Here is an 18,481-nt window from a genome sequence, read left to right as displayed (position 1 = left end):
GCCTCAAACCCCTAATTCAAACAGTTTAATATTCTCTAGACTCTCCTATGAAAGTGATTCAGACCACTGCCACCATTAATTCCAACGGTGAAATTCACATTGCCGAACCGGAAAAACTGCCCCCTGCTGGCCACTACAAAATTGTTCTAGTCCTGGATGCAGCGACTAACGGTATTCCTGAGACCACCAATAAATTTGCCGGAAAATCTTTTATAGACGTTGCTGGTCAATGGGTCGGATGCTCTCACGAAAACCCGCCTGATTTATCAACAAACCCTGAGCACATGGAAGGTTATGGGCAATAAGGTATGCGTCAAAACATCATTGTTGATACCGGGATCATCATTACTGCCCTCGATAGCCGTGATCAATATCATCAATGGGTGCAAGAAGAATTATTAAGGATTGAACCACCCCTACTTACCTGTGAGGCTGTTTTGAGTGAGGTCTGCTTTTTAGTTCGGCGCAACGCTATTAATTTAGATTCATTTTTTTCGATGCTTGCGTCAGGCTCGATTGTGATAGATTTTGCGTTCCAGGCCCAGGCAGAACAAATCCAACGACTAATAACTCGCTATCGTTCTGTGCCGATGTCCTTTGCGGATGCTTGTTTGGTGCGAATGTCAGAACTCATGGCCCAGGGGACGATTTTTACCCTAGATCGTGATTTCAGAATTTACCGTAAATCCCGTGACCAAGTGATTCCTGTACTCATGCCCAGCGAAAAGGACACCCTATAATTTATGGAGTCAGAGATAGGTTTCCCATGTCCACATCCCCGCAACAACCTTGGAGTCAACGGTTTGAATCCGCCCTCCATCCCGCCATTGCCCAGTTCAATGCCAGTATTGGCTTTGATATTGCCCTGATTGAATATGATTTGACGGGTTCCCAGGCCCATGCCCAAATGCTCGGCAAAACTGGAATTATCACGCCAGAGGACGCGACCGAAATTGTCCAAGGCCTGGAGCAAATCCGCCAAGAATACCGCCAGGGCGAGTTTAACCCAGGGATTGAAGCTGAAGATGTCCATTTTGCTGTTGAACGCCGTCTGACGGAACTGATTGGGGATCTCGGCAAAAAACTCCACACCGCTCGCTCCCGCAATGACCAAGTGGGAACTGATACTCGGCTTTATCTACGGCAACAAATTCGCGACATCCAGGCCCAATTGCGGCAATGGCAAACCGTGTTGTTGGATTTAGCTGAAGCCCATGTGGAAACCCTCATTCCTGGCTATACCCATCTCCAGCGAGCCCAGCCCCTCAGTTTAGCCCATCATCTCCTCGCTTATGTTTCGATGGCCGAGCGGGATTGGCAACGTTTGGCTGAAGTTTACGACCGAGTTAATATTTCCCCCTTAGGGAGTGGAGCCTTAGCTGGGACAACATTTCCGATTGATCGTCATTACAGCGCAGAATTACTAGGTTTTGGGGGAGTTTACAGCAATAGTTTGGATGGCGTGAGTGACCGGGACTTTGCCATTGAATTTCTCTGTGCCGCTAGTTTAATCATGGTGCATTTGTCGCGCATCTCGGAAGAAGTGATTCTTTGGGCCTCGGAAGAATTTGGCTTTGTCACCCTCACCGACAGTTGCGCCACAGGGTCTAGTATCATGCCCCAGAAAAAAAACCCTGATGTACCGGAGTTGGTGCGGGGAAAAGCGGGGCGGGTCTTTGGGCATTTGCAGGGAATGCTGGTGTTGATGAAGGGCTTACCGTTGGCTTACAACAAAGACTTGCAAGAAGATAAAGAAGCTCTGTTTGATGCGGTCGCGACGGTCAAGGCCTGTTTGGCAGCCACCACAATCCTATTTCAAGAGGGCCTGGTCTTTCGGACAGAACGCTTGGCGGCGGCGGTGGAATCGGATTTTGCCAATGCAACCGATGTGGCGGATTACTTGACGGCTAAAGGTGTCCCCTTCCGAGAAGCCTATAACCTAGTCGGAAAAGTGGTCAAAACCTGTGTCAGTCAGGGGAAATTACTCAAAGACTTAACCTTAGGGGAATGGCAAGTCCTCCATGAGCGATTTGAAGGTGATATTTACGCAGCCATCGCCCCTCGACAGGTGGTGGCAGCCCGAAATAGCTACGGGGGAACCGGATTTGACCAAGTCCGTCAGGCTCTAAATAATGCCCGTATTCGTCTGGAATCTTGATTCACTATGGCTCTCAGGGAATGTAAAATGCCGATTTTAACCCTCAGTAATGAACAGGTCATTGAACTCGTCAAGCAATTACCTATCGAGCAGCAAAACATCGTGTTTCAATTTTTACTGAGTCAACAATGGCCGAGTTGGGATGGGTTATCCAAGTATGGGGCAAACCAAGCGCGAACCGTTGCCAATCTTGACGGGCTGGACTGGGATCGGATGACTGAAATAGAACGGGAGGCCTGGATTAATCAGTTAGTCCATGAGGTTTAATGTCATTTATCGTTGTCTTGGATACCAATATCCTCATTTCAGGCCTCCTGACAGTCAACGGCAATCCCTTTCGTTGTCTAGCTTTAGCTAAAATCGGTGTCATTGAATCTGTAACTTGTCCAGAAATTTTGGCAGAGTTTAGGGATAAATTACTGCATAAGTTTAAGTTTTCCCCCATGATGGCCCAACAAGCTATTAACGAAGTGAGGCAATTTTCTAGACTAGTTGAGATTACTGGAACAGTTCAAGGAGTGGTGGCCGATGCCAAAGATGACATGGTTGTAGAATGCGCCCTAATAGGACAGGCCACACATATTATTACCGGTGATAAGCGTCTTCTAGAAATAAAAACGTATCAAAATATTACCCTTTTGACCGCTGCGGAATTTATCACGCAGTTGTGATCGCTAGCGCGATTTAAGAAAAAGATTTAAGAAAAAGATCGAGTAAGCGAGAGAGACAATGAGTGATTCAGTCGTCAACCGTCCTAACCCCAAATCGCAGCTACAGCTAGAAGAAGTTTATACTTGTCCGGTTTGTCAGCATGGGCAAATTAGCCAGATGGTTTTGATGGAGGCTTTTTCCTGTAATTTTTGTCGGCATATTCTATCGGTGAATTTAGAGCGGCAAACTGTCCGTCTGGAAGATAGTAGCCAGGCCTTTCAGTGGCAATGGGATGGGCAGAAGTGGCAGTCGTTAAGTCAGCAGAATATTCCCTTCACCTATACCTTGGCAGTGGTTGCTGTAGCCTTAATTCTTTTACCCCCCGGCCTGGTCTGGTTGGGCTATTACACCTTTCCCCCCTTACCGGATTCCAGTTGGACGTGGTTTCCTTTGGCCTGGGCTGGTTTAACCCTGGTGACTCATTTGGGCCTGGTCTTAGGAATCCTCTTGAATGCCTATCCCAGCTTTGCCTTTTGGCGGTGGCGATTGTCCAGGCCCAGCCGGTAAGTTTCAAGAACTCAACAAATATTAAGAACTTTATCCAATTGTCAAGGAAATAAAAGGAAGTTGCTAAGATGACCAAACTTGTGTGATTGTTCTGGACTGTTTTATGCCCTATACCACCGATGATGATGGCCGGCTTAATAATTTTGCCATTGAACCCAAAATCTATGAAGCCCAGCCTCCCACGCCTGGACAAAAGCGGCTCTATCTCGTTTTGGGTATTGGTGGGGTTGTTTTAGTCCTAGGTTTGATTGGAGTAGCTGCGGCAGTATCCTAGGTTTAATTGGGATTAGTGGGAGTTATATTGGCTCAATTGCGGCCCAAGTGGGTCAGTGGTCTGAATGGTATGTAAGCAGGCCTGTTCGGCGAGACTAAAGGGTTCAAAGACAGCCATTTGGGCCGCTAAAATTTTGGTTGTGGCATCAGCAATATCCCCTTGACGTTGATTGAGTCGGTCATGAAGGACTTCTACAGGTGCGGTGCAGTAAATAAATTTTAGGGGTATTTCTTTGGCCCTGGCCTGGGAGATTAGCGTTTGCCGCAGGGCTTGGTGGTCATATTTGGCATCAAGAATCACCGTTGCTCCCTGGTCAGCGAGGAAAATTCCCAGATCCAAGAGACAGTCATAGGTTTTATGGGTCATTTCTGGCGTGTAAATGCCTGTTCCAAATCCCCCTGCCTGATCCCCCCGTTGATCCAAGGCCAGGCCTGCCAAATGTTTTCTGACGGCATCGGAGCGAATATGAATCCCATTAGTTTGCTGGGCTAATTGACGGGCCACCGTAGATTTACCAGAACCCGAAACGCCGACCATGACATAGAGCGCGCCTGTTTGTGGTTGAGTATAGCCCCAGGCCTGGTGGTAGTAAGCGGCAGCAGTCTGAGCAATCGTCACCTTATCAGTGTCGGGAATGGCAGGATCATTCAAAGCTAAGGAATTCACATTGCCGCGGATATAGGCCCGCATACTCAAATACAAGGGTAATAACACCGCACCCCGATAATCATTACTCCATTCCAAATACGCATTCAAAAAAGCATTGGCTAAGTCCGGCCGTCCCCGGAACTGCAAATCCATGACCAAAAACGCCGCATCATAAATCACATCAATGTTGCGAAATTCCTGATTAAACTCAATGCAATCAAAAATCTGAATCAAGTCGTGATACAGACAAATATTATTCAGGTGAATATCCCCGTGACATTCGCGAATCTTCCCCTGGGCCTGGCGTTCAAGAAGCCAATCACTATGATGCAGGAAAAACTGATCCGTAAATGCCTTAGTTTCTCGATATTGCGCGTCTGTTTGGGAACGCCCGATGAACCCTTGGCCCAGGCCATAGGAATTTTCGACAATCTCTTGAACAGCGGCCGGACTGCCAAAGTTGGTAATATCGGGACTAGTCGCGGCCTGGCCATGAAACTGGGCTAGTTGTTTTCCTAATTGCACCATTAATTCTGGGGTGAGGGCATTCTCGGCAAAGAGGTGGCTAAATAACTGGGCCTGGTCAAACTGGCACATTTGAATGGCATAGTCGCAAATTGTCCCCTCGCCCCGTGACCAGCCATACGCCCCTGCTGACTGGGTTGACATTTTAGGATCTTGCTCAATTCCCAGGACTTGGAGATACAAATCCGGGCAGAGGCGTTGATTCAGGCGTAGTTCTTCCTGACAAAAAAAATGTCGCCGCTCTAGGGTCGAAAAATTCAAAAAGCCAAAGTCCGCTGGTTTCTTCACCTTATAGGCATAGTCCCCTGTTAGCAGCACATAGGAAATGTGGGTTTGCAACAACCGAATTGGAGTCTGCACCGGATGGGGATAAAACTGCGGCTGAAGCATAGCTTGAATCAGGGGGGGCAAACTGGCAGTCATAGGGATAAAACACTGGACTGGGCAATGTGGCTATTTTGCTCACGAAACCTTATTAAAAGCAAGCTCAAGAGCCTTGAATCGTCACTGTCAAGGATTCCAGGCCAAACTTTTGGTGCTCCAGAGATCCCAAAAACTGAAAACCCAGACCCAGCAAAGGGATTAGGGCTGACCGCTCTAATTATAAAGTTTTGTAAAAAATCATTCATAATCACTAAACCGTATCTTATGATACAGAATGTAGATGAGTAATCGTTCATCTCTTCCCAAGCTCTCCCGCTGTAAGTGCTTCATTCACAATCCAAACGGGTTAACGGGTGACATTTAAGAAGCGGTCGATATTTGACGGTAGAGACGGAAGTAGGGAATCCCCCGAAGGAACGCGCTGACCGTAGAGCCAATTCCGCTCTAAGAATCATCGAGTCCCCCATGATCCATTCAAGGAGCCTACTATGAATACCCTCAATTACCGTGGTGTCAGCTACACAGTTGATTCAACTTCCGCAGAAATCCTAGCCCGGACACAGGTTATTGAACGTCCCGATCCCACGCCTAACTTTGAAACGAATGCTGGCCTGCCTGTGCCACAACCCGTACAAATGCTCACCTATCGGGGTGTCAAATACCAGCAATCTCCTGCGGCTCGTTCGATGAAAGATGCCATTTTGTTAAATGAGCATATTGCCGAAGCTGCGATCACCTCTGATGTCAATGCCGTTTTGCCCTCTGTGGCCGGTTTCCAATCTGACTATGCCTTTCATGTCACCGATGCCCAAGATGTGGAGCCGGAAAATCGCCAGACTGCGTTCGCTTACTTGCAAAATCGCTTGAAAAAAGCCAAAGCAGCTGGTAACGATGTCCAAGCGGATATGATTCGGGCTGAAATGCAACTCCTCTACTAGAGGTTTAGTTCCTTGGGACGCTCTTGTCATTCTGCCTTTGTTTCTTGTCTCACCTCTTTCTTGACTTAGATTAAGGAAAACTTGATTGCTTGAATTAGGGTTATCCTGCTTTTGGGATGGCCCTTTTTTCGGGGTCTATGTGGTTAATTCTCTAAATTGCGGAAAGGATCAAGAACATGGCAGGGCGATCACGCTCATGGATTGTTAAGGTTGCAGTGGTCAAGAAGGGAATTTTTGCTCTCTTGCTTCTGTTGACCTCTTTTGTGACCGGGGTGACATGGCGGTTTAATGATACCGTAGCCCTCTGGGTTCAGTCCCATATTCTCCAGGCAGAATTTCGAGCAGTCCAGTCCACCTTGAGCTTTCTGAGCCAGGCTCCGGTGAATGAACTGAAACTAATTTCTCGCGGCACAGGGGTCTATGGCCTGATGATTGCGGTGGCGGCCTGGGCGGTATGGGAAGGCAAGATTTGGGGCTATTATCTCTTTGCTGGCCTGGTGGGGATATTATTGCCAGTGGAAATTTGGGAATTGCAGCATGATCCCAAGTGGGAAACCGGACTCCTTTTTGGGCTGAACTTAGTGATTTTTGCTTACTTTGCCTGGGAAGCGTGGCATCTTAGCCATCAGAAAAAAACAAACCCCTAAGGAGATTACACAACCCGAAACGTGAAGCAAAATGTCGCCCAGGCCTGGAGATCAAGGGTGTATGCACTGGTAGTAGCTGGCTTGAGGGGTGACTCTGGATTATTTTGATGGAGATCCCGAAGAATGGCCTGGACTAAAGCCAAAGCTTCCTTGGAGGGAACGAGACGAGGGGGGTCTCCACTGGTGGGCAGCTGAGCCAAATAATCAAGGGCCTGGGTGAAAGGGGTGCGGCTGAGGAGGAGATAGCTATTGACACAAGGGCTGGTATAACGCAGTTCTCGCACGGGTAAGGTGGTTGTTAATTGGGGGGCGAGGGTTAGCTGCCAGGTGAGTTGGGGAGAGTCCATCAATGTGGGTAAAACCAAGAGGCCCGCAGCACTATCCCAAGCCAACCAAAGGGCATAAACGGGGGCCGGACTATAGTTTGTCAGCCGATAACAAAATTGCTGCCCCACTTGGAAGGTGACACCCCGCTCCCAGGCTTGGGCTGAAAAATTCCCGATGGCTGTTTCTGGGGCGGCCCACAAGGCCCGTTCTGTTTGGACTCGCAGCAATAACTCTGGTTGAGGGAGTAATTTTTCCCAGGCCACGGTCACACCCAGGCCGGAGGTTTCGCCATTTAAAGTTAAACCCAACCATTTATTAGCGAGCAACACTGGAAACATAGTCCCCAGCCGCCGGATCGCCCCTTTAATTGCTTCTCCCGGAGTGCCCAGGGTTTGAGGGAAGACAGTCCCACCGGGCCAAGCCAATCCATAGAGGCAATGTTCAGCGTCCGACTGGGCCATGACACGATAATCCCCTGTCCCCTCCGTTGTGGAACTGACCCAATCCGTCAACCCATCTAAGCCACTCACAGCATCAATGCGCGTGACCTTATCCAAGGTTTCGGCTAGGCCAATGGTCAAGGTTAAATGATGGGGTAATAGCCGCAATCGCTCTCGCAATAATGTCCCTGTGGTGAGAGTGCTTAGGTCTGTCATTGGGGCTATGGCCGTTAGTCCGACTGGATTTTGCACCAAAATGGCTGGGTTTGTTTTGGGTAACTCTGGCCCAACTGGTTCAAAATAGCTTTGCCAACCGGCCTGGGTCAGTAGGGGACTGGCCATTCCGCCTAGCCAAATTTGGGCCGTCTGACTGTCCTGAGCAGAGGTGATGATCGCCGCATCGGCCCCTGGCCCTGACAAGGTTAGCCCCCCATTCAGGTTTAGGGTTCCGGGAATGCGCGCCCCCGCCTCGGCCTGCCAGTGGAGATGGGTTAGTTCGCCGGTTTGCCGTTCTAAGTCCTGGGCCGCCCAATATCCGCTGAGGGAGCTGGTTGAGGCATTACTCCAAAGCTGTTTTGTGATGCTCTGGGTCAAGGCCCCGGCCTGGGTTCCCAGCAGTTGAATTTCTCTGGCAATGGTCGGTTGCAGCCAAATCATACCGGGAGAGGGTCTGAGGGAGAGGTTCAGGGATGTTCCGATGGGCGGACGGACGCGTTGGGCAAGGCCTGGATTAGGTTGAAACCCCGCATCAAAACAACACCAAAATGTTACCCCAGCGGGTAGATGCTTCTGACTAAACCAACTCAAGGGAAGATCACCACTCCCATCGGCCTGGACATCGTAGGGTATTAAGGTTTCCCCCAGGCCCGACACCTGCCGTCCATAGCCACTGAAATGGAGAAACAACCGATCCCCGCTGGTGGCCCCGGCCAGTAAAAACTCCTCAATAGCGGCCTGAATTGCAGTGCGAGTCGCGCCTTGATTGGTTAAAACCTGAATATCCCCAGCCGCCCAGGCCAGGCGATAGCGCAATAACTGCTTTTGTAGCTCCACATCGGTGAGGCATCCCTGCAAGGACGGTAAAACCTCCCCAGTCCCATAGTGATTAATGCCAATGAGTAAAGCCCGCTTGCGGGGAGGCGTTGTTGCGGCCAGGCCGGGAGAATTTACCAATTGGAGAATGAATTCACTGCTGCTTACCCCTACCAACCAGACCCCAGCCGCCTGTAGAAAATCCCGCCGCTTTAATTCCATAACCTATGTTTGTCGGGCCGTCTTGCTTGACCTTCCAGATTATATCCCCTGGCCGATAATGGCTTCGTTCAAACTATTCCAATCCCACTGGAGTCAAGAATTATAGGAGGCTGTAACCCCAGTAAAAAAACGCTCTATTTCCCAAAACAATTAGGGTTGCCCTAGCATAGTTCTATGGATTTATTGTGCTGCTCAGAACAAGTCAGGACGTGCTTCAGGGGCAATGTTTATGAGATTTTTCTGACGTGAGAACAGTCCCTGTAATTTGGGGGTGACAAGCCCTAGCGTTGGCCATCAAAAAAAATTACTTTAGTTAACAGTCCCACAGCGGTAATAAAAGCGGTAAATAGAAAGGTGAGAATCCGATTGTCGGTGCTCCGTTGTTGAATGCGGAGATCAGCAACTTCCTTTTGGATACCGATAGATTTTTCCTCTAGAGCCTGAAATCTAAGATCAATTCTTTCTTCCATGGCTTGAAATCTGAGATCAATCTTTTCCTCCATGCTTTTGAATCGTTCATCGGTTTTGGCCTGGTTGACCTTGACTTCAAGAGTGAGGGCTTGGAGATCGGTTTGAACGGTGTTGAGGGTCGTTTGCATGGCCTGGAGAAGGGTTAAGACCTGACTTAATTCCGTTTGAGTAGCGACCTCAGACATGACTGATTTCCAGAATGGGGGAGAGGAATACTTTACAGAATACCCAAAACAATTGATGTCTTTTCCGGGGTGGGAGCTATTGGGGGAGGAGCGATCAGGAGTTTGCCCGGAGAGGTTTGCCAAGTTGGTTAGAATTGACCAGAATTAGACCTTGTGCCCTGTGGATGCTGCATTTGATGTTTAGATTTGGTACTTGCGATGTCTTTGCGAATCACAATTTCAACCCTTTTTGCCGGATTTTGTCTAGCTATGATGCCCAGTTTGGCGATTGCCCAGGGTAATGCTCAACAACTTTCTGATCTACTCCGGCAAGGGCGGGAATTAGTCACTGCGGGTAATTTTGACCAAGCCTTGCAACTCTATCAACAAGCCGCCCAGTTGGATGCCCGCAACCCGCGCATATTTTCGGCCATTGGGTTTATCTACGCACAACAAAAGCAATATGGCCCAGCCGCTCAAGCCTATCAACAGGCGATTGCCCTAGATGGCACCAACCCAGATTTTTACTATGCTCTCGGTTTCAATTTAGGCATGACAAGCGAGAATCATGGGGCTGCCGCTGCCTACCGCCAAGCCATTCGCCTAAATCCCCGTTATGTCCAGGCCTATCAAGGGTTAGCGGTGATCCTGGCTCGATTGGGGGATACCCAAACTGCGATTCAAACCTATCGGCAAATTATTGTCATGGAGCCGCGCAACTGGGAAGCATTTCAATCCTTGGGGATTTTGTATCTCAACCAAGGGGATGCGAACCAGGCTCTCACCGCCCTCCGCCAGGCCAGCCAATTTGTCCCGAATAACCCCAATGTCCAACTCAATTTAGGGCAGGCACTCCTCCAAAGCGGGGATAAAACGCAAGGACTCGCAGCCCTCGAACAAGCGGCCTCTCTAGGGCAAGGGGATGGAAATATCCAATTAACAGTGGGCAAAGTTTTCCTGCTTCAGAATAACTATCAAGGGGCAATTCGGGCGTTTCAACGGGCCACCCAACTCTTACCTAATTCAATCCTTGCCTATGTTGGCCTGGGAGAAACATGGATGATGCTCAAACAACCCCATGAAGCCGTTCTCCCCTATCAAACGGTCACCCGCTTAACCCCCAATAACCCAGAGGCCTTCTACAACTTGGGCGTGGCTCTGAAGGCCAGTGGACGCAAACGGGAATCTCGGGAGGCCTTAAAGGTTTCTGAATCCCTTTATAAGGCCCAAGGGAATAAAGAGGGTATCCAAAAGGTCAAAAATGCCATGAAGAATTAAGCCCGGTGGATAGGGTGTGACCCCTTTAGAATTAGAGCGGGGGCCGTTAAAAAACCTCTTTCTCGTTGGGATGAATCGGTTAAGACCTATCCTTTTGGGGATTGATTTTTGAGGCTCGGTTCCGGACATTTGCAGATCCCAGTTTTAGGGGGCGGGGAGTTGGTAGGCTTTTAGGTGATATCTTGCGCGTCCCTTGTTTTGTCCCATGCCTCTCTGGTTTGCTGCGGGTTTAATCGGTGTCTTTTGGAGTCTCACCTGGTTAGGGTCACATCCGGCCTGGGGGATTGGTTTTAGTCTGTTGGCAGCGGCGGGGGCCTGGTGGTGGCGAGGACTTTTCCCCAGTTCTGTAAGTAACCTACCAACCAGCCAGCCTCAGGTAATTACCCCAGGCCAGATTACGACCCAACTGGAGGCTACCCAGGCCCTGATCACCACCCTCAACCAGTACACCCCCGATCACGACCTGCAAAACCAACTGGCCGCAATCCGACAGAGCTTACAACGACAAGACCTAAGCCTTTCATTGTGGGGGAATGTCGGCAATTGTCTGGCTAGTTTAGGCGCGGAATTAGCTGGTGTCGGGCTTTCAAACTGGCAAATTCAGGTCTCTGAAGACTTGAGGGCGATCCCCAACAGTGACTTAATTTTATTTGTGATTTCTGGGGACTTAACCAGGAGTGAGTACCAGGCCTTACAAACTCTTCAAGATCAACAGCAACGATTCTTAGTCCTTTGGCAGGAACCCCCCCGGGCCTATATCGGGGAATTAGGAATTCTTGAAAAGGAGTTAACCCGTAAATTAGCTGAGTTTGTGCCCCCTCAAGATTGGATCAGAATAAGCGCAAACCCCCCAGGCCTGGAATCTTTACAATTGCGACTGACAGAAATTCTTGCAACCGAAAAACAAGTACTGATCTGGCAACAAACATGGCAAGCTGCGATCTGCCTCCATCAAAAAACCCAAGATCATCTCAACCAAGTTCGTAAAGAGCTAGCCTTGCCGATTATTAACCGCTATCAATGGTTAGGAGCCGGAGCGGCCGCCGTCAACCCGCTGCCCATTTTAGATCTAGTCGTCACCGGGGGGCTGTTGGTGCAGTTAACCCTGGAGATTGGCAAAGTCTATCAACGCAATTTCGACCTGACCCAGGCCCGGCCCCTGGCTGAAACTCTCTTACGCTTGCTGGTGCAATTCGGCGCGGTGGAAGTGACAACCCAAACCCTCAGCCACTGGCTAAAAGGAAATAGCCTGACTTACTTGGCCGGAAGCTGCTTGCAGGGAGCCAGTGTGGCCTATCTCTTGCGAGTGGGAGGACTGAGTTTAATTGACTATTGGCAAACCGTTGCGGCGCAACCAGAATCTAAGCTGAATTTAGGCTCACAACTCCAGGCCAGCCTGCAAAAAACCATCGCTCAACTCCCCCGATCCGCCTTTTTCCGTAGTTTCCAGCCTCAGGTCTAGGGAAAGGGGATCGTGACAGAGCCACTGGATTGTTCAGCTAGAGTGCAGGCTTGTTTACAACATCTAATCGCCTGGCATCAACATCATCATCCGGCCCAGGAAATAATTTGGAGTGAGTTGGTGGCCCTGGAAGAAAAGCTGGCCTATCCAGTCTGGCAAATTGCTGTTTTGGGTCAGGTCAGTCGGGGTAAATCTGCGCTGATTAATGCCCTGCTGGGTCAACCCCAATTTCCCACTGGCCCCACCCACGGCATCACCCTCTGGCCCCACTCGGTTCGCTGGCAAGTGGAATTAGCAGGCCAGACCTATGCCATAGACTTAACCGATACCCCTGGCCTGGATGAATTCGCGGGTGAACAACGGGCGGCTATGGCTTGGGAGGTGGCCCAACAGGCCGATTTAGTTCTATTTGTCACGGCCGGGCCGTTGAATCCAGTCGAAATTAACGCCCTAAAAAAACTCCAGGAGTTACAAGTTTCACTCTTGTTCGTAGCCAATAAACAGGATTTGTACTTGGCCTGGTCAAAAGTGGATATAGATCTACAACTCCAACAGGCCGGCCTGGCTCAATTTATTACCCTAGACCAAGTTTTATTAGTTAGTGCAGCCCCTGTGGCAGAAACTGGGCGGGAACTCTTAACACCCAATATTCAACCCCTATCCCTGGCCTTAACAACCTGGCTGACCGAAACTGCCCCTAAATCACGGGCTCAACAGGTTCTCCAACAAACCCTGAGCATTGAGCAACACCTAGGTACCACTCTCTTAGATCAACCCCAGCCCACTCTGAGAACAGTTTGGTTCATTCCGCTGGCGGGTTTGGGAATGGTTCTCCTGCCCTGGGGCCTGGGGGATATGGTCTTGGGCCTAGGGAGCAGTTTTGGCCTGGCTCGATGGCTCTGTCGATTTTATGGCATCCCCTTAACCCCACCTGCTAGCGGCCAGGCCTGGCAAATTATTTTAATCTCCACCTTGGGGATTGGTTTATTGGGGCAAAGTGGCTGGGCCTGGATGTTGGGGGAGTTGAGTTGGGGTGTCAGTGTTTGGGTAGGGGGGATCGCCAGTCAAGTGGGGGTCTGGGCCTGGGGTTTATCACGGCTTCAGCAGATTATCCGCACCCATGTTCAACAGGGCTATCACGGGGGCAGTCAGGGGCCTGGGGTACTGCTAAAAGAATTAGAAGCAATCCAGAACTAATGGGGAGTTATGACCCAATGCTCTGCCGGAGAGACCAGCAAAAACTTTAGAATCCAGCTATCTATGCCCCCAGGCCTGTGAACTCATTTTTGAAGGTCTGACCTATGACAACGACTCTTTCTTCAATGACCACCACTGCTGAACCGGATATTTTTTACCCCAGTGAGGATGGCAAACCCTTAGCAGAAACCTGAGTGCATTTTGATGCCATTACCGATATTGTCACAACGTTGCGGCTCTACCTGGGAGAAGCTGGGATTGTCCTGAGTAATCAGTTTCTCTATTATTCCCAAGGCTATCCGAAAGTGCGCATTGCCCCCGATGTAATGGTGATTTTTGATGTTCCACCCGGCCCACGGGATAATTACAAACTTTGGGTTGAAGGACAAATTCCCCAGGCTGTCTTTGAAATTACCTCTCCCAGCACCCAAGAACAAGACTTGATCTTTAAAAAAACCTCTACGAACAACTGGGAGTAACAGAATATTGGTTGTTTGATCCCAAAGGTGAATGGATTCCCAACCAACTTCAGGGTTATCAACTTCTGGGAGACTTTTATCAGCCAATTACCAATGCCCACAGTGCCGTGTTGCAGTTGCGTCTAGAAGTCCAGGCCCAGACATTAGTTTTTTATCGGGATGATACAGGGGCAAAGCTCTTAAATAGTGAAGAACTCGACCAGGCCAGGCAAAAAGCCGAAAATCGCGCCCACCAGGCCGAACAGGAACTTGCAAAGCTAAAAGCCCAGTTACAGGCCCAGGGCATTACTTTAGAGAACAGCTAAGTTATCCTGACAGAGCAGGCCTGAGTCCTTTGTCACCTTGCTATGTTAATTGGCTTACGGATTGAAAACTTTGCCCTGATTGACCAGTTGGATGTGAATTTTGGCCCAGGTCTGAATGTCCTCACTGGAGAAACTGGGGCCGGCAAGTCCATTATCTTGGATGCCATTGATGGGGTGCTGGGGGGGAAAATGTCGAGCCGAGTGATTCGGGCCGTTCCAGAAACTCAGTCCAACCAGATTCCGCCGCGTACCTTAATCGAAGCCACCTTTTCCCTCACACCCGCCCTCCAGACTTGGCTCACAGAAGCAGAGATTGACCCGCTGGATGAAACGATCATTTGCAGTCGGGAACTGTCTTTAGTAGGGGGGGCATTCCGCAGTCGTTCACGAATCAATGGAGTCTTGGTCAATCGTCAACAACTCCAGGCCCTACGAGAGTTATTAGTCGCCATTACGGCCCAAGGACAAGCGAACCAACTCCTCCAGGCCGGCCAGCAACGGGATTGGCTGGATAGCTTTGGGGGAAGTGAACTGCTGGCAGTCCGTAAACAAGTGGCCATGGCCTATACGGCCTATCAACAACTCCGCCAGGCCCAAGAATCCTATTTGCAAGGAGAACAGCAACGCCTCCAACAGCTTGATCTGTATAAGTTTCAACTCCAGGAACTGCGACTGGCTAATTTAGAAGATGCCGATGAACTACAACATTTAGAAGACGAATTTCGCCGTCTCAACCATATCGAGCAACTCCAAGCCCAGGGATTTCGCGCCTATCAATGCCTTTGTGAACAAGAGAGGGGCCAGGCCAGTGTGGACTTAATGGGGGAAGCCGTCAGCTTACTTCAGGAGATGCAGACCTTTGATCCAGGGGTAGCCCCCATTCAAGAACTCGTGGAATCCGCGCTCCTCCAGATCGAAACCGCTAGCCGCCAACTCCGAAATTACACCGATGCCCTGGAAGGGGAACCGCAACGTTTAGCAGACATCACGGATCGCATGGGCCATCTAAAGCAAATTACCCGCAAATATGGGCCGACCCTCCAAGATGCTATCCACTACCAGGCCAAAGTTGAGCAGGAATGGCAAATCCTCCAGGCCACCAGCATGAGCCAAGATCAACTCACGGCCCAACTCCAAGCCGCCGAAGCCCAACTGTACCAGGCCTGTCAGCAACTCCAACAACTCCGGGAGCAGGCCGCCAACCATCTCAGTCAACAACTCATTAGCCAACTCCAGCCCCTCGCGATGGAACGGGTGCGGTTTGAAGTTCAATTCCGGCCAATTCCCCCCAGTAGCCACGGTGCAGATCAGATCACGTTTATGTTTAGCCCCAACCCTGGCCAACCCTTGCAACCTCTGAGGGAAACCGCATCGGGTGGGGAAATGAGTCGGTTTTTATTAGCCTTGCGGGCCTGTTTTGCAGCAGTGGAAACGGTTAATACGCTGATTTTTGATGAAATTGATGTGGGGGTTTCTGGACGAGTAGCCCAGGCCATTGGCGAAAAACTTTATCATTTGGCCCAACATCAACAGGTTCTCTGTGTTACTCATCAACCGATTATTGCCGCCTTGGCCGATACCCATTTCCGGGTGCAAAAACAAGTTCTCGAACCGGAACAGCAAACCATTGTCCAACTCTCTGTTCTCGCCCCCGAGCAACGCGCCGCCGAACTGGCCAAAATTGCCGGAGGAGCCAATGAACGATCCGCGTTAGATTTTGCCACTGCTCTCGTGAACCAGGCCCAAGAGTTGCGCCAAACCCTGAGTGCTGCCCCAGTCTCGGCCAAGCCCAAACGAACCCGCAAACCAACACCGGCCTGATAGTTAGATCTAAACATTTGAAGATTAGGACTTGTGGAGCAATACCTCAAGGGCGAGTTCCCAAAAGTCTTCTAGTTCCGTCTTTGTGTTCAAAGTGGGTACTGGCCGCCAAGCGTCCACCCCCAGGCCCAAGGCATAGCGGGTCAGGTTTAACTCTTGGGCCAGGACTAAAATTCCCCAACGACCAATGGCCCCCTCCAAGGCAGAGGACAAAACAATCTGGTCTCGATATTTTGGCAAAACCACTTTTAAGCGCGACCAGGCCCCCATCAACACAGGCTTAATGACTACTAGGCCCCGCCAGCCCAAACCCATGACATTTTCCAGGGCGGTTAGACTATCTACGGTTTCATCCAAAGCAATGGAGGTTTGAAAGTCGTTGGACAAGGCTTGGAGATTAACCCAATCTTGGGCCGGGAGGGGCTGTTCGAGAAATTCAATGGCGATGTAGCCTTGCTCTTGTTGAAATTGGGTATTGAGCCGATCACAAACGGTTAACCAAGCCCGAGCCGTCGTTAAATTGAGGCCACCATTGGCATCTAAGCGAATTTTGAGGGGAGTTTCAGGGTTCAGGGTTTGTAACCAGGCCTGGAAAATCTCTAACTCTCTGGCATAGGGCAGAACGGCAATTTTCCACTTCCAGGCCACATAGGACTGTTTGGCTAACTGGGGGACAGTCAGTAGATCCCGGCCCGCCGGCAATAGACCACAGTAGGGCAAGGTTTCGGGCTGTAGGTGAGGAAATTCCGTAAGTTGGGCCCAGGCCTGGGACAGACCAAATTGACAGGCGGGTAAGGTATCAGGAATAGCGGCAATTGTTTCTGCGGTGATGGTGTTGGGGAGTGCAGCACAAAATGTCCAGGCGGCCCCGATGGGTTCGGATCCAAAAGCTGGCAATGGAGCAATTTCGCCAAACCCCACTTCCCCGGATTCCGACTCTAAGCGGACATAAATCCCTTCCCGAATCCGCCAAGTCCCATGATGGGTTTTTAGGGGCTGACAAAAGGGTTCCTGGTAAAGGAAAAATCTGGGGTAGGCGTACACAGCAGACTAAATGACTTTGTATGATCTTATCGAAAATGATAGAAAATGATCAGTTTTACAAACAGTTCTATTTAAATTGCGTTCGGCTCAGTTCGAGATCGGGTTGAAAGTTTATAATTTTTGTATAATTGAATCCATGCTGTAATCTTAAAAAAGATTACGGTAATCTAGCAAAACCTTGCCCAGGCCCTAGATGAAGATTGGTTTTCGCCCCGGCCCGATGATGATCTTTCGTGATTTGGTTAAACTTAGACCAGGCCTGGTAAATGTTTCATGATCACGACTTCTGCTCAATCAATAATTAAATCTAAGATCGCTACTTGGGCTGAATATCTTGAATTACGAGATGATCCCAATTTAGAGTGGCGCAAAATTTCATTTGATCAGGGATGGCTACGGGTAGAAATGGGTAAAGAGGGGCCTGGGCACGCATCAGTTAGCGATTTGTTCACGATCATTTTTGGTTTTTGGGCTTTTCTCCATCCCGAAGAAACCTATCAATCCTATGGGCGGTGTCTGATTGAAAACCCTGAAACCCAGGCCTGTGCTCCCGATTTAGTGCTTTATAGGGGTGACAATATTCCCCGCTGGCAACCTGGGACACCCCGCCGAATTACCTTACCTGAGCAGCGATTACCGGATTTAGTTGGAGAAGTGGCCGATACGAGCTTGACGTTGGATTTAGCAGAACAAAAACAGCTTTATGCTCGGTTGGGAGTTCCTGAGTATTGGGTGATTGATGTGCAGCAGGGTCAGGTCTTGGCCTTTGGCTTAACTGAGGCAGGAAGTTACGAACCAATTACGATTTCTCAAGTGTTACGGGGCCTGGAAATTGAGTTACTGTCGCAAACCTTAGCCCGTTTAGAGAAAGGAACAAACACTGCTGCGGCGAATTGGTTAATGCAACAGTTATCTATAAAACAAGACTAAACCTACTCAAATACCGAGAGTGAGCTATGACATCTCAACTGCAAATCAAATCTAAATCTCTTTACGAACAAGACTTTAACCTTTGGCTTGATGAAACTGTTCGTAAATTAAAGACGAATGAATTTAATGAAGTTGACTTGGAAAATTTAATTGAGGAAGTTGAAAGTTTGGGAAACAGTAATAAGCACGCGCTATCGAGTTATTTGCGGCAACTGCTACGACACTTGCTCAAGATTCAATATTGGGAATCGGAACGGGACTATTGCCTAAGAGGATGGGATGTGGAGGTTGCAAATTTTAGGTCTGAGATTAAATCTCTACTCAAAAGAAGCCCAAGTCTACGAAACCAATGCCTAGAAACATTTGAAGAAGAATATCAAAAGAGTCACGAGATTTTTCTTAAAGAAAGTCAAATCAACTCCAATATTGTCCCTAAGTCGCCACCCTTTACCCTAGAGCAACCCCTTGATCCAAATTGGCAACCTTGGAATAAATAACTTCCCGTGACTATAAATAG

General features: G+C 49.4%; 21 protein-coding genes and 1 riboswitch. Of the genes, 17 read left to right on the top strand and 4 right to left on the bottom strand.

What is annotated here, in order from left to right; genetic code table 11:
* Window positions 1–47 precede the first annotated feature (47 nt).
* The 7 genes from SYN6312_RS02055 to psb34 all read left to right on the top strand — a co-directional run bounded on the left by SYN6312_RS02055 (window position 48) and on the right by psb34 (window position 3,650).
* The gene (locus SYN6312_RS02055) at window positions 48–305 is read left to right on the top strand and encodes a hypothetical protein (RefSeq protein ID WP_015123202.1); all 258 of its coding nucleotides are present in this window, start codon (window positions 48–50) and stop codon (window positions 303–305) included.
* A 3-nt stretch (window positions 306–308) separates the two neighbouring features.
* Complete coding sequence (locus SYN6312_RS02050; RefSeq protein ID WP_015123201.1) at window positions 309–740, top strand: type II toxin-antitoxin system VapC family toxin; 432 nt, start codon at window positions 309–311, stop codon at window positions 738–740.
* Window positions 741–766: 26 nt separating this feature from the next.
* Window positions 767–2,158, top strand: coding sequence for an argininosuccinate lyase (gene argH, locus SYN6312_RS02045; RefSeq protein ID WP_015123200.1), 1,392 nt, complete (start codon window positions 767–769; stop codon window positions 2,156–2,158).
* Between the two features lie 27 nt (window positions 2,159–2,185).
* Window positions 2,186–2,425, top strand: coding sequence for a hypothetical protein (locus SYN6312_RS02040; protein WP_015123199.1), 240 nt, complete (start codon window positions 2,186–2,188; stop codon window positions 2,423–2,425).
* Window positions 2,425–2,829, top strand: a complete 405-nt coding sequence (locus tag SYN6312_RS02035) for a putative toxin-antitoxin system toxin component, PIN family (protein WP_015123198.1) — start codon at window positions 2,425–2,427, stop codon at window positions 2,827–2,829. Before SYN6312_RS02040 ends, SYN6312_RS02035 begins: the two co-directional genes overlap by 1 nt.
* A gap of 58 nt (window positions 2,830–2,887) precedes the next feature.
* Window positions 2,888–3,376, top strand: coding sequence for a hypothetical protein (locus SYN6312_RS02030; RefSeq protein WP_015123197.1), 489 nt, complete (start codon window positions 2,888–2,890; stop codon window positions 3,374–3,376).
* Between the two features lie 103 nt (window positions 3,377–3,479).
* On the top strand, window positions 3,480–3,650 hold the full coding sequence (psb34, locus tag SYN6312_RS19635; RefSeq protein WP_015123196.1) for a photosystem II assembly protein Psb34: 171 nt from the start codon (window positions 3,480–3,482) through the stop codon (window positions 3,648–3,650).
* Between the two features lie 12 nt (window positions 3,651–3,662).
* On the opposite strand, the gene SYN6312_RS02025 is transcribed toward psb34, so the two are convergent.
* Complete coding sequence (locus SYN6312_RS02025) at window positions 3,663–5,246, bottom strand: bifunctional aminoglycoside phosphotransferase/ATP-binding protein (RefSeq protein WP_015123195.1); 1,584 nt, start codon at window positions 5,244–5,246, stop codon at window positions 3,663–3,665.
* Between the two features lie 248 nt (window positions 5,247–5,494).
* Window positions 5,495–5,630, top strand: a riboswitch (Glutamine riboswitch).
* Between the two features lie 65 nt (window positions 5,631–5,695).
* On the opposite strand from SYN6312_RS02025, the gene SYN6312_RS02015 reads away from it, so the two are divergent.
* Window positions 5,696–6,145, top strand: a complete 450-nt coding sequence (locus SYN6312_RS02015) for a DUF4278 domain-containing protein (protein WP_015123194.1) — start codon at window positions 5,696–5,698, stop codon at window positions 6,143–6,145.
* Window positions 6,146–6,321: 176 nt separating this feature from the next.
* Window positions 6,322–6,792 (top strand): DUF2127 domain-containing protein, encoded by a 471-nt coding sequence (locus SYN6312_RS02010; RefSeq protein ID WP_015123193.1) that lies wholly within the window; start codon window positions 6,322–6,324, stop codon window positions 6,790–6,792.
* Between the two features lie 5 nt (window positions 6,793–6,797).
* Here SYN6312_RS02010 and SYN6312_RS02005 read toward each other — a convergent pair whose 3' ends face one another.
* The gene (locus SYN6312_RS02005; protein WP_015123192.1) at window positions 6,798–8,813 is read right to left on the bottom strand and encodes a caspase family protein; all 2,016 of its coding nucleotides are present in this window, start codon (window positions 8,811–8,813) and stop codon (window positions 6,798–6,800) included.
* Window positions 8,814–9,094: 281 nt separating this feature from the next.
* Window positions 9,095–9,469, bottom strand: coding sequence for a hypothetical protein (locus SYN6312_RS02000; protein ID WP_015123191.1), 375 nt, complete (start codon window positions 9,467–9,469; stop codon window positions 9,095–9,097).
* A gap of 198 nt (window positions 9,470–9,667) precedes the next feature.
* On the opposite strand from SYN6312_RS02000, the gene SYN6312_RS01995 reads away from it, so the two are divergent.
* From SYN6312_RS01995 to recN, 6 genes are all read left to right on the top strand, one after another.
* On the top strand, window positions 9,668–10,726 hold the full coding sequence (locus SYN6312_RS01995; RefSeq protein WP_041430511.1) for a lipopolysaccharide assembly protein LapB: 1,059 nt from the start codon (window positions 9,668–9,670) through the stop codon (window positions 10,724–10,726).
* Between the two features lie 205 nt (window positions 10,727–10,931).
* Window positions 10,932–12,188, top strand: a complete 1,257-nt coding sequence (locus tag SYN6312_RS01990) for a DUF697 domain-containing protein (protein ID WP_015123189.1) — start codon at window positions 10,932–10,934, stop codon at window positions 12,186–12,188.
* Between the two features lie 12 nt (window positions 12,189–12,200).
* Window positions 12,201–13,385, top strand: a complete 1,185-nt coding sequence (locus SYN6312_RS01985) for an Era-like GTP-binding protein (protein ID WP_015123188.1) — start codon at window positions 12,201–12,203, stop codon at window positions 13,383–13,385.
* A 194-nt stretch (window positions 13,386–13,579) separates the two neighbouring features.
* Window positions 13,580–13,864, top strand: a complete 285-nt coding sequence (locus SYN6312_RS20900; RefSeq protein ID WP_253276400.1) for a Uma2 family endonuclease — start codon at window positions 13,580–13,582, stop codon at window positions 13,862–13,864.
* Window positions 13,865–13,875: 11 nt separating this feature from the next.
* Window positions 13,876–14,169: a hypothetical protein gene (locus SYN6312_RS20895; protein WP_253276399.1), complete on the top strand. Its 294-nt coding sequence runs from the start codon at window positions 13,876–13,878 to the stop codon at window positions 14,167–14,169.
* A 42-nt stretch (window positions 14,170–14,211) separates the two neighbouring features.
* Window positions 14,212–15,990, top strand: coding sequence for a DNA repair protein RecN (gene recN / locus SYN6312_RS01975; RefSeq protein ID WP_015123186.1), 1,779 nt, complete (start codon window positions 14,212–14,214; stop codon window positions 15,988–15,990).
* 24 nt (window positions 15,991–16,014) lie between these two features.
* Here recN and SYN6312_RS01970 read toward each other — a convergent pair whose 3' ends face one another.
* A complete protein-coding gene (locus SYN6312_RS01970) occupies window positions 16,015–17,034 on the bottom strand; it encodes an o-succinylbenzoate synthase (protein ID WP_015123185.1) in 1,020 nt (339 codons plus the stop codon).
* Window positions 17,035–17,307: 273 nt separating this feature from the next.
* On the opposite strand from SYN6312_RS01970, the gene SYN6312_RS01965 reads away from it, so the two are divergent.
* Together SYN6312_RS01965 and SYN6312_RS01960 are read left to right on the top strand one after the other, a co-directional pair.
* A complete protein-coding gene (locus tag SYN6312_RS01965) occupies window positions 17,308–17,964 on the top strand; it encodes a Uma2 family endonuclease (protein WP_015123184.1) in 657 nt (218 codons plus the stop codon).
* A 26-nt stretch (window positions 17,965–17,990) separates the two neighbouring features.
* A complete protein-coding gene (locus SYN6312_RS01960; protein ID WP_015123183.1) occupies window positions 17,991–18,461 on the top strand; it encodes a DUF29 domain-containing protein in 471 nt (156 codons plus the stop codon).
* The last annotated feature ends 20 nt before the right edge of the window (window positions 18,462–18,481 follow it).

The organism is Synechococcus sp. PCC 6312, assembly GCF_000316685.1.
Lineage (GTDB): Bacteria > Cyanobacteriota > Cyanobacteriia > Thermosynechococcales > Thermosynechococcaceae > Pseudocalidococcus.
The sequence above is the reverse complement of the archived record's forward strand: the minus strand, read 5'-3'. Positions and strand labels throughout refer to the sequence as shown.

What these genes read in the sequence shown, in the direction of transcription:
- SYN6312_RS02025 (WP_015123195.1), bottom strand. Translation starts at nt 5,246, where the DNA reads ATGACTGCCAGTTTGCCCCCCCTGATTCAAGCTATGCTTCAGCCGCAG.
- SYN6312_RS02030 (WP_015123197.1), top strand. Translation starts at nt 2,888, where the DNA reads ATGAGTGATTCAGTCGTCAACCGTCCTAACCCCAAATCGCAGCTACAG.
- psb34 (WP_015123196.1), top strand. Translation starts at nt 3,480, where the DNA reads ATGCCCTATACCACCGATGATGATGGCCGGCTTAATAATTTTGCCATT.
- recN (WP_015123186.1), top strand. Translation starts at nt 14,212, where the DNA reads ATGTTAATTGGCTTACGGATTGAAAACTTTGCCCTGATTGACCAGTTG.
- SYN6312_RS01965 (WP_015123184.1), top strand. Translation starts at nt 17,308, where the DNA reads ATGATCACGACTTCTGCTCAATCAATAATTAAATCTAAGATCGCTACT.
- SYN6312_RS02050 (WP_015123201.1), top strand. Translation starts at nt 309, where the DNA reads ATGCGTCAAAACATCATTGTTGATACCGGGATCATCATTACTGCCCTC.
- SYN6312_RS02055 (WP_015123202.1), top strand. Translation starts at nt 48, where the DNA reads ATGAAAGTGATTCAGACCACTGCCACCATTAATTCCAACGGTGAAATT.
- SYN6312_RS01960 (WP_015123183.1), top strand. Translation starts at nt 17,991, where the DNA reads ATGACATCTCAACTGCAAATCAAATCTAAATCTCTTTACGAACAAGAC.
- argH (WP_015123200.1), top strand. Translation starts at nt 767, where the DNA reads ATGTCCACATCCCCGCAACAACCTTGGAGTCAACGGTTTGAATCCGCC.
- SYN6312_RS02035 (WP_015123198.1), top strand. Translation starts at nt 2,425, where the DNA reads ATGTCATTTATCGTTGTCTTGGATACCAATATCCTCATTTCAGGCCTC.
- SYN6312_RS02015 (WP_015123194.1), top strand. Translation starts at nt 5,696, where the DNA reads ATGAATACCCTCAATTACCGTGGTGTCAGCTACACAGTTGATTCAACT.
- SYN6312_RS02040 (WP_015123199.1), top strand. Translation starts at nt 2,186, where the DNA reads ATGCCGATTTTAACCCTCAGTAATGAACAGGTCATTGAACTCGTCAAG.
- SYN6312_RS02010 (WP_015123193.1), top strand. Translation starts at nt 6,322, where the DNA reads ATGGCAGGGCGATCACGCTCATGGATTGTTAAGGTTGCAGTGGTCAAG.
- SYN6312_RS02005 (WP_015123192.1), bottom strand. Translation starts at nt 8,813, where the DNA reads ATGGAATTAAAGCGGCGGGATTTTCTACAGGCGGCTGGGGTCTGGTTG.
- SYN6312_RS01995 (WP_041430511.1), top strand. Translation starts at nt 9,668, where the DNA reads ATGTCTTTGCGAATCACAATTTCAACCCTTTTTGCCGGATTTTGTCTA.
- SYN6312_RS02000 (WP_015123191.1), bottom strand. Translation starts at nt 9,469, where the DNA reads ATGTCTGAGGTCGCTACTCAAACGGAATTAAGTCAGGTCTTAACCCTT.
- SYN6312_RS01990 (WP_015123189.1), top strand. Translation starts at nt 10,932, where the DNA reads ATGCCTCTCTGGTTTGCTGCGGGTTTAATCGGTGTCTTTTGGAGTCTC.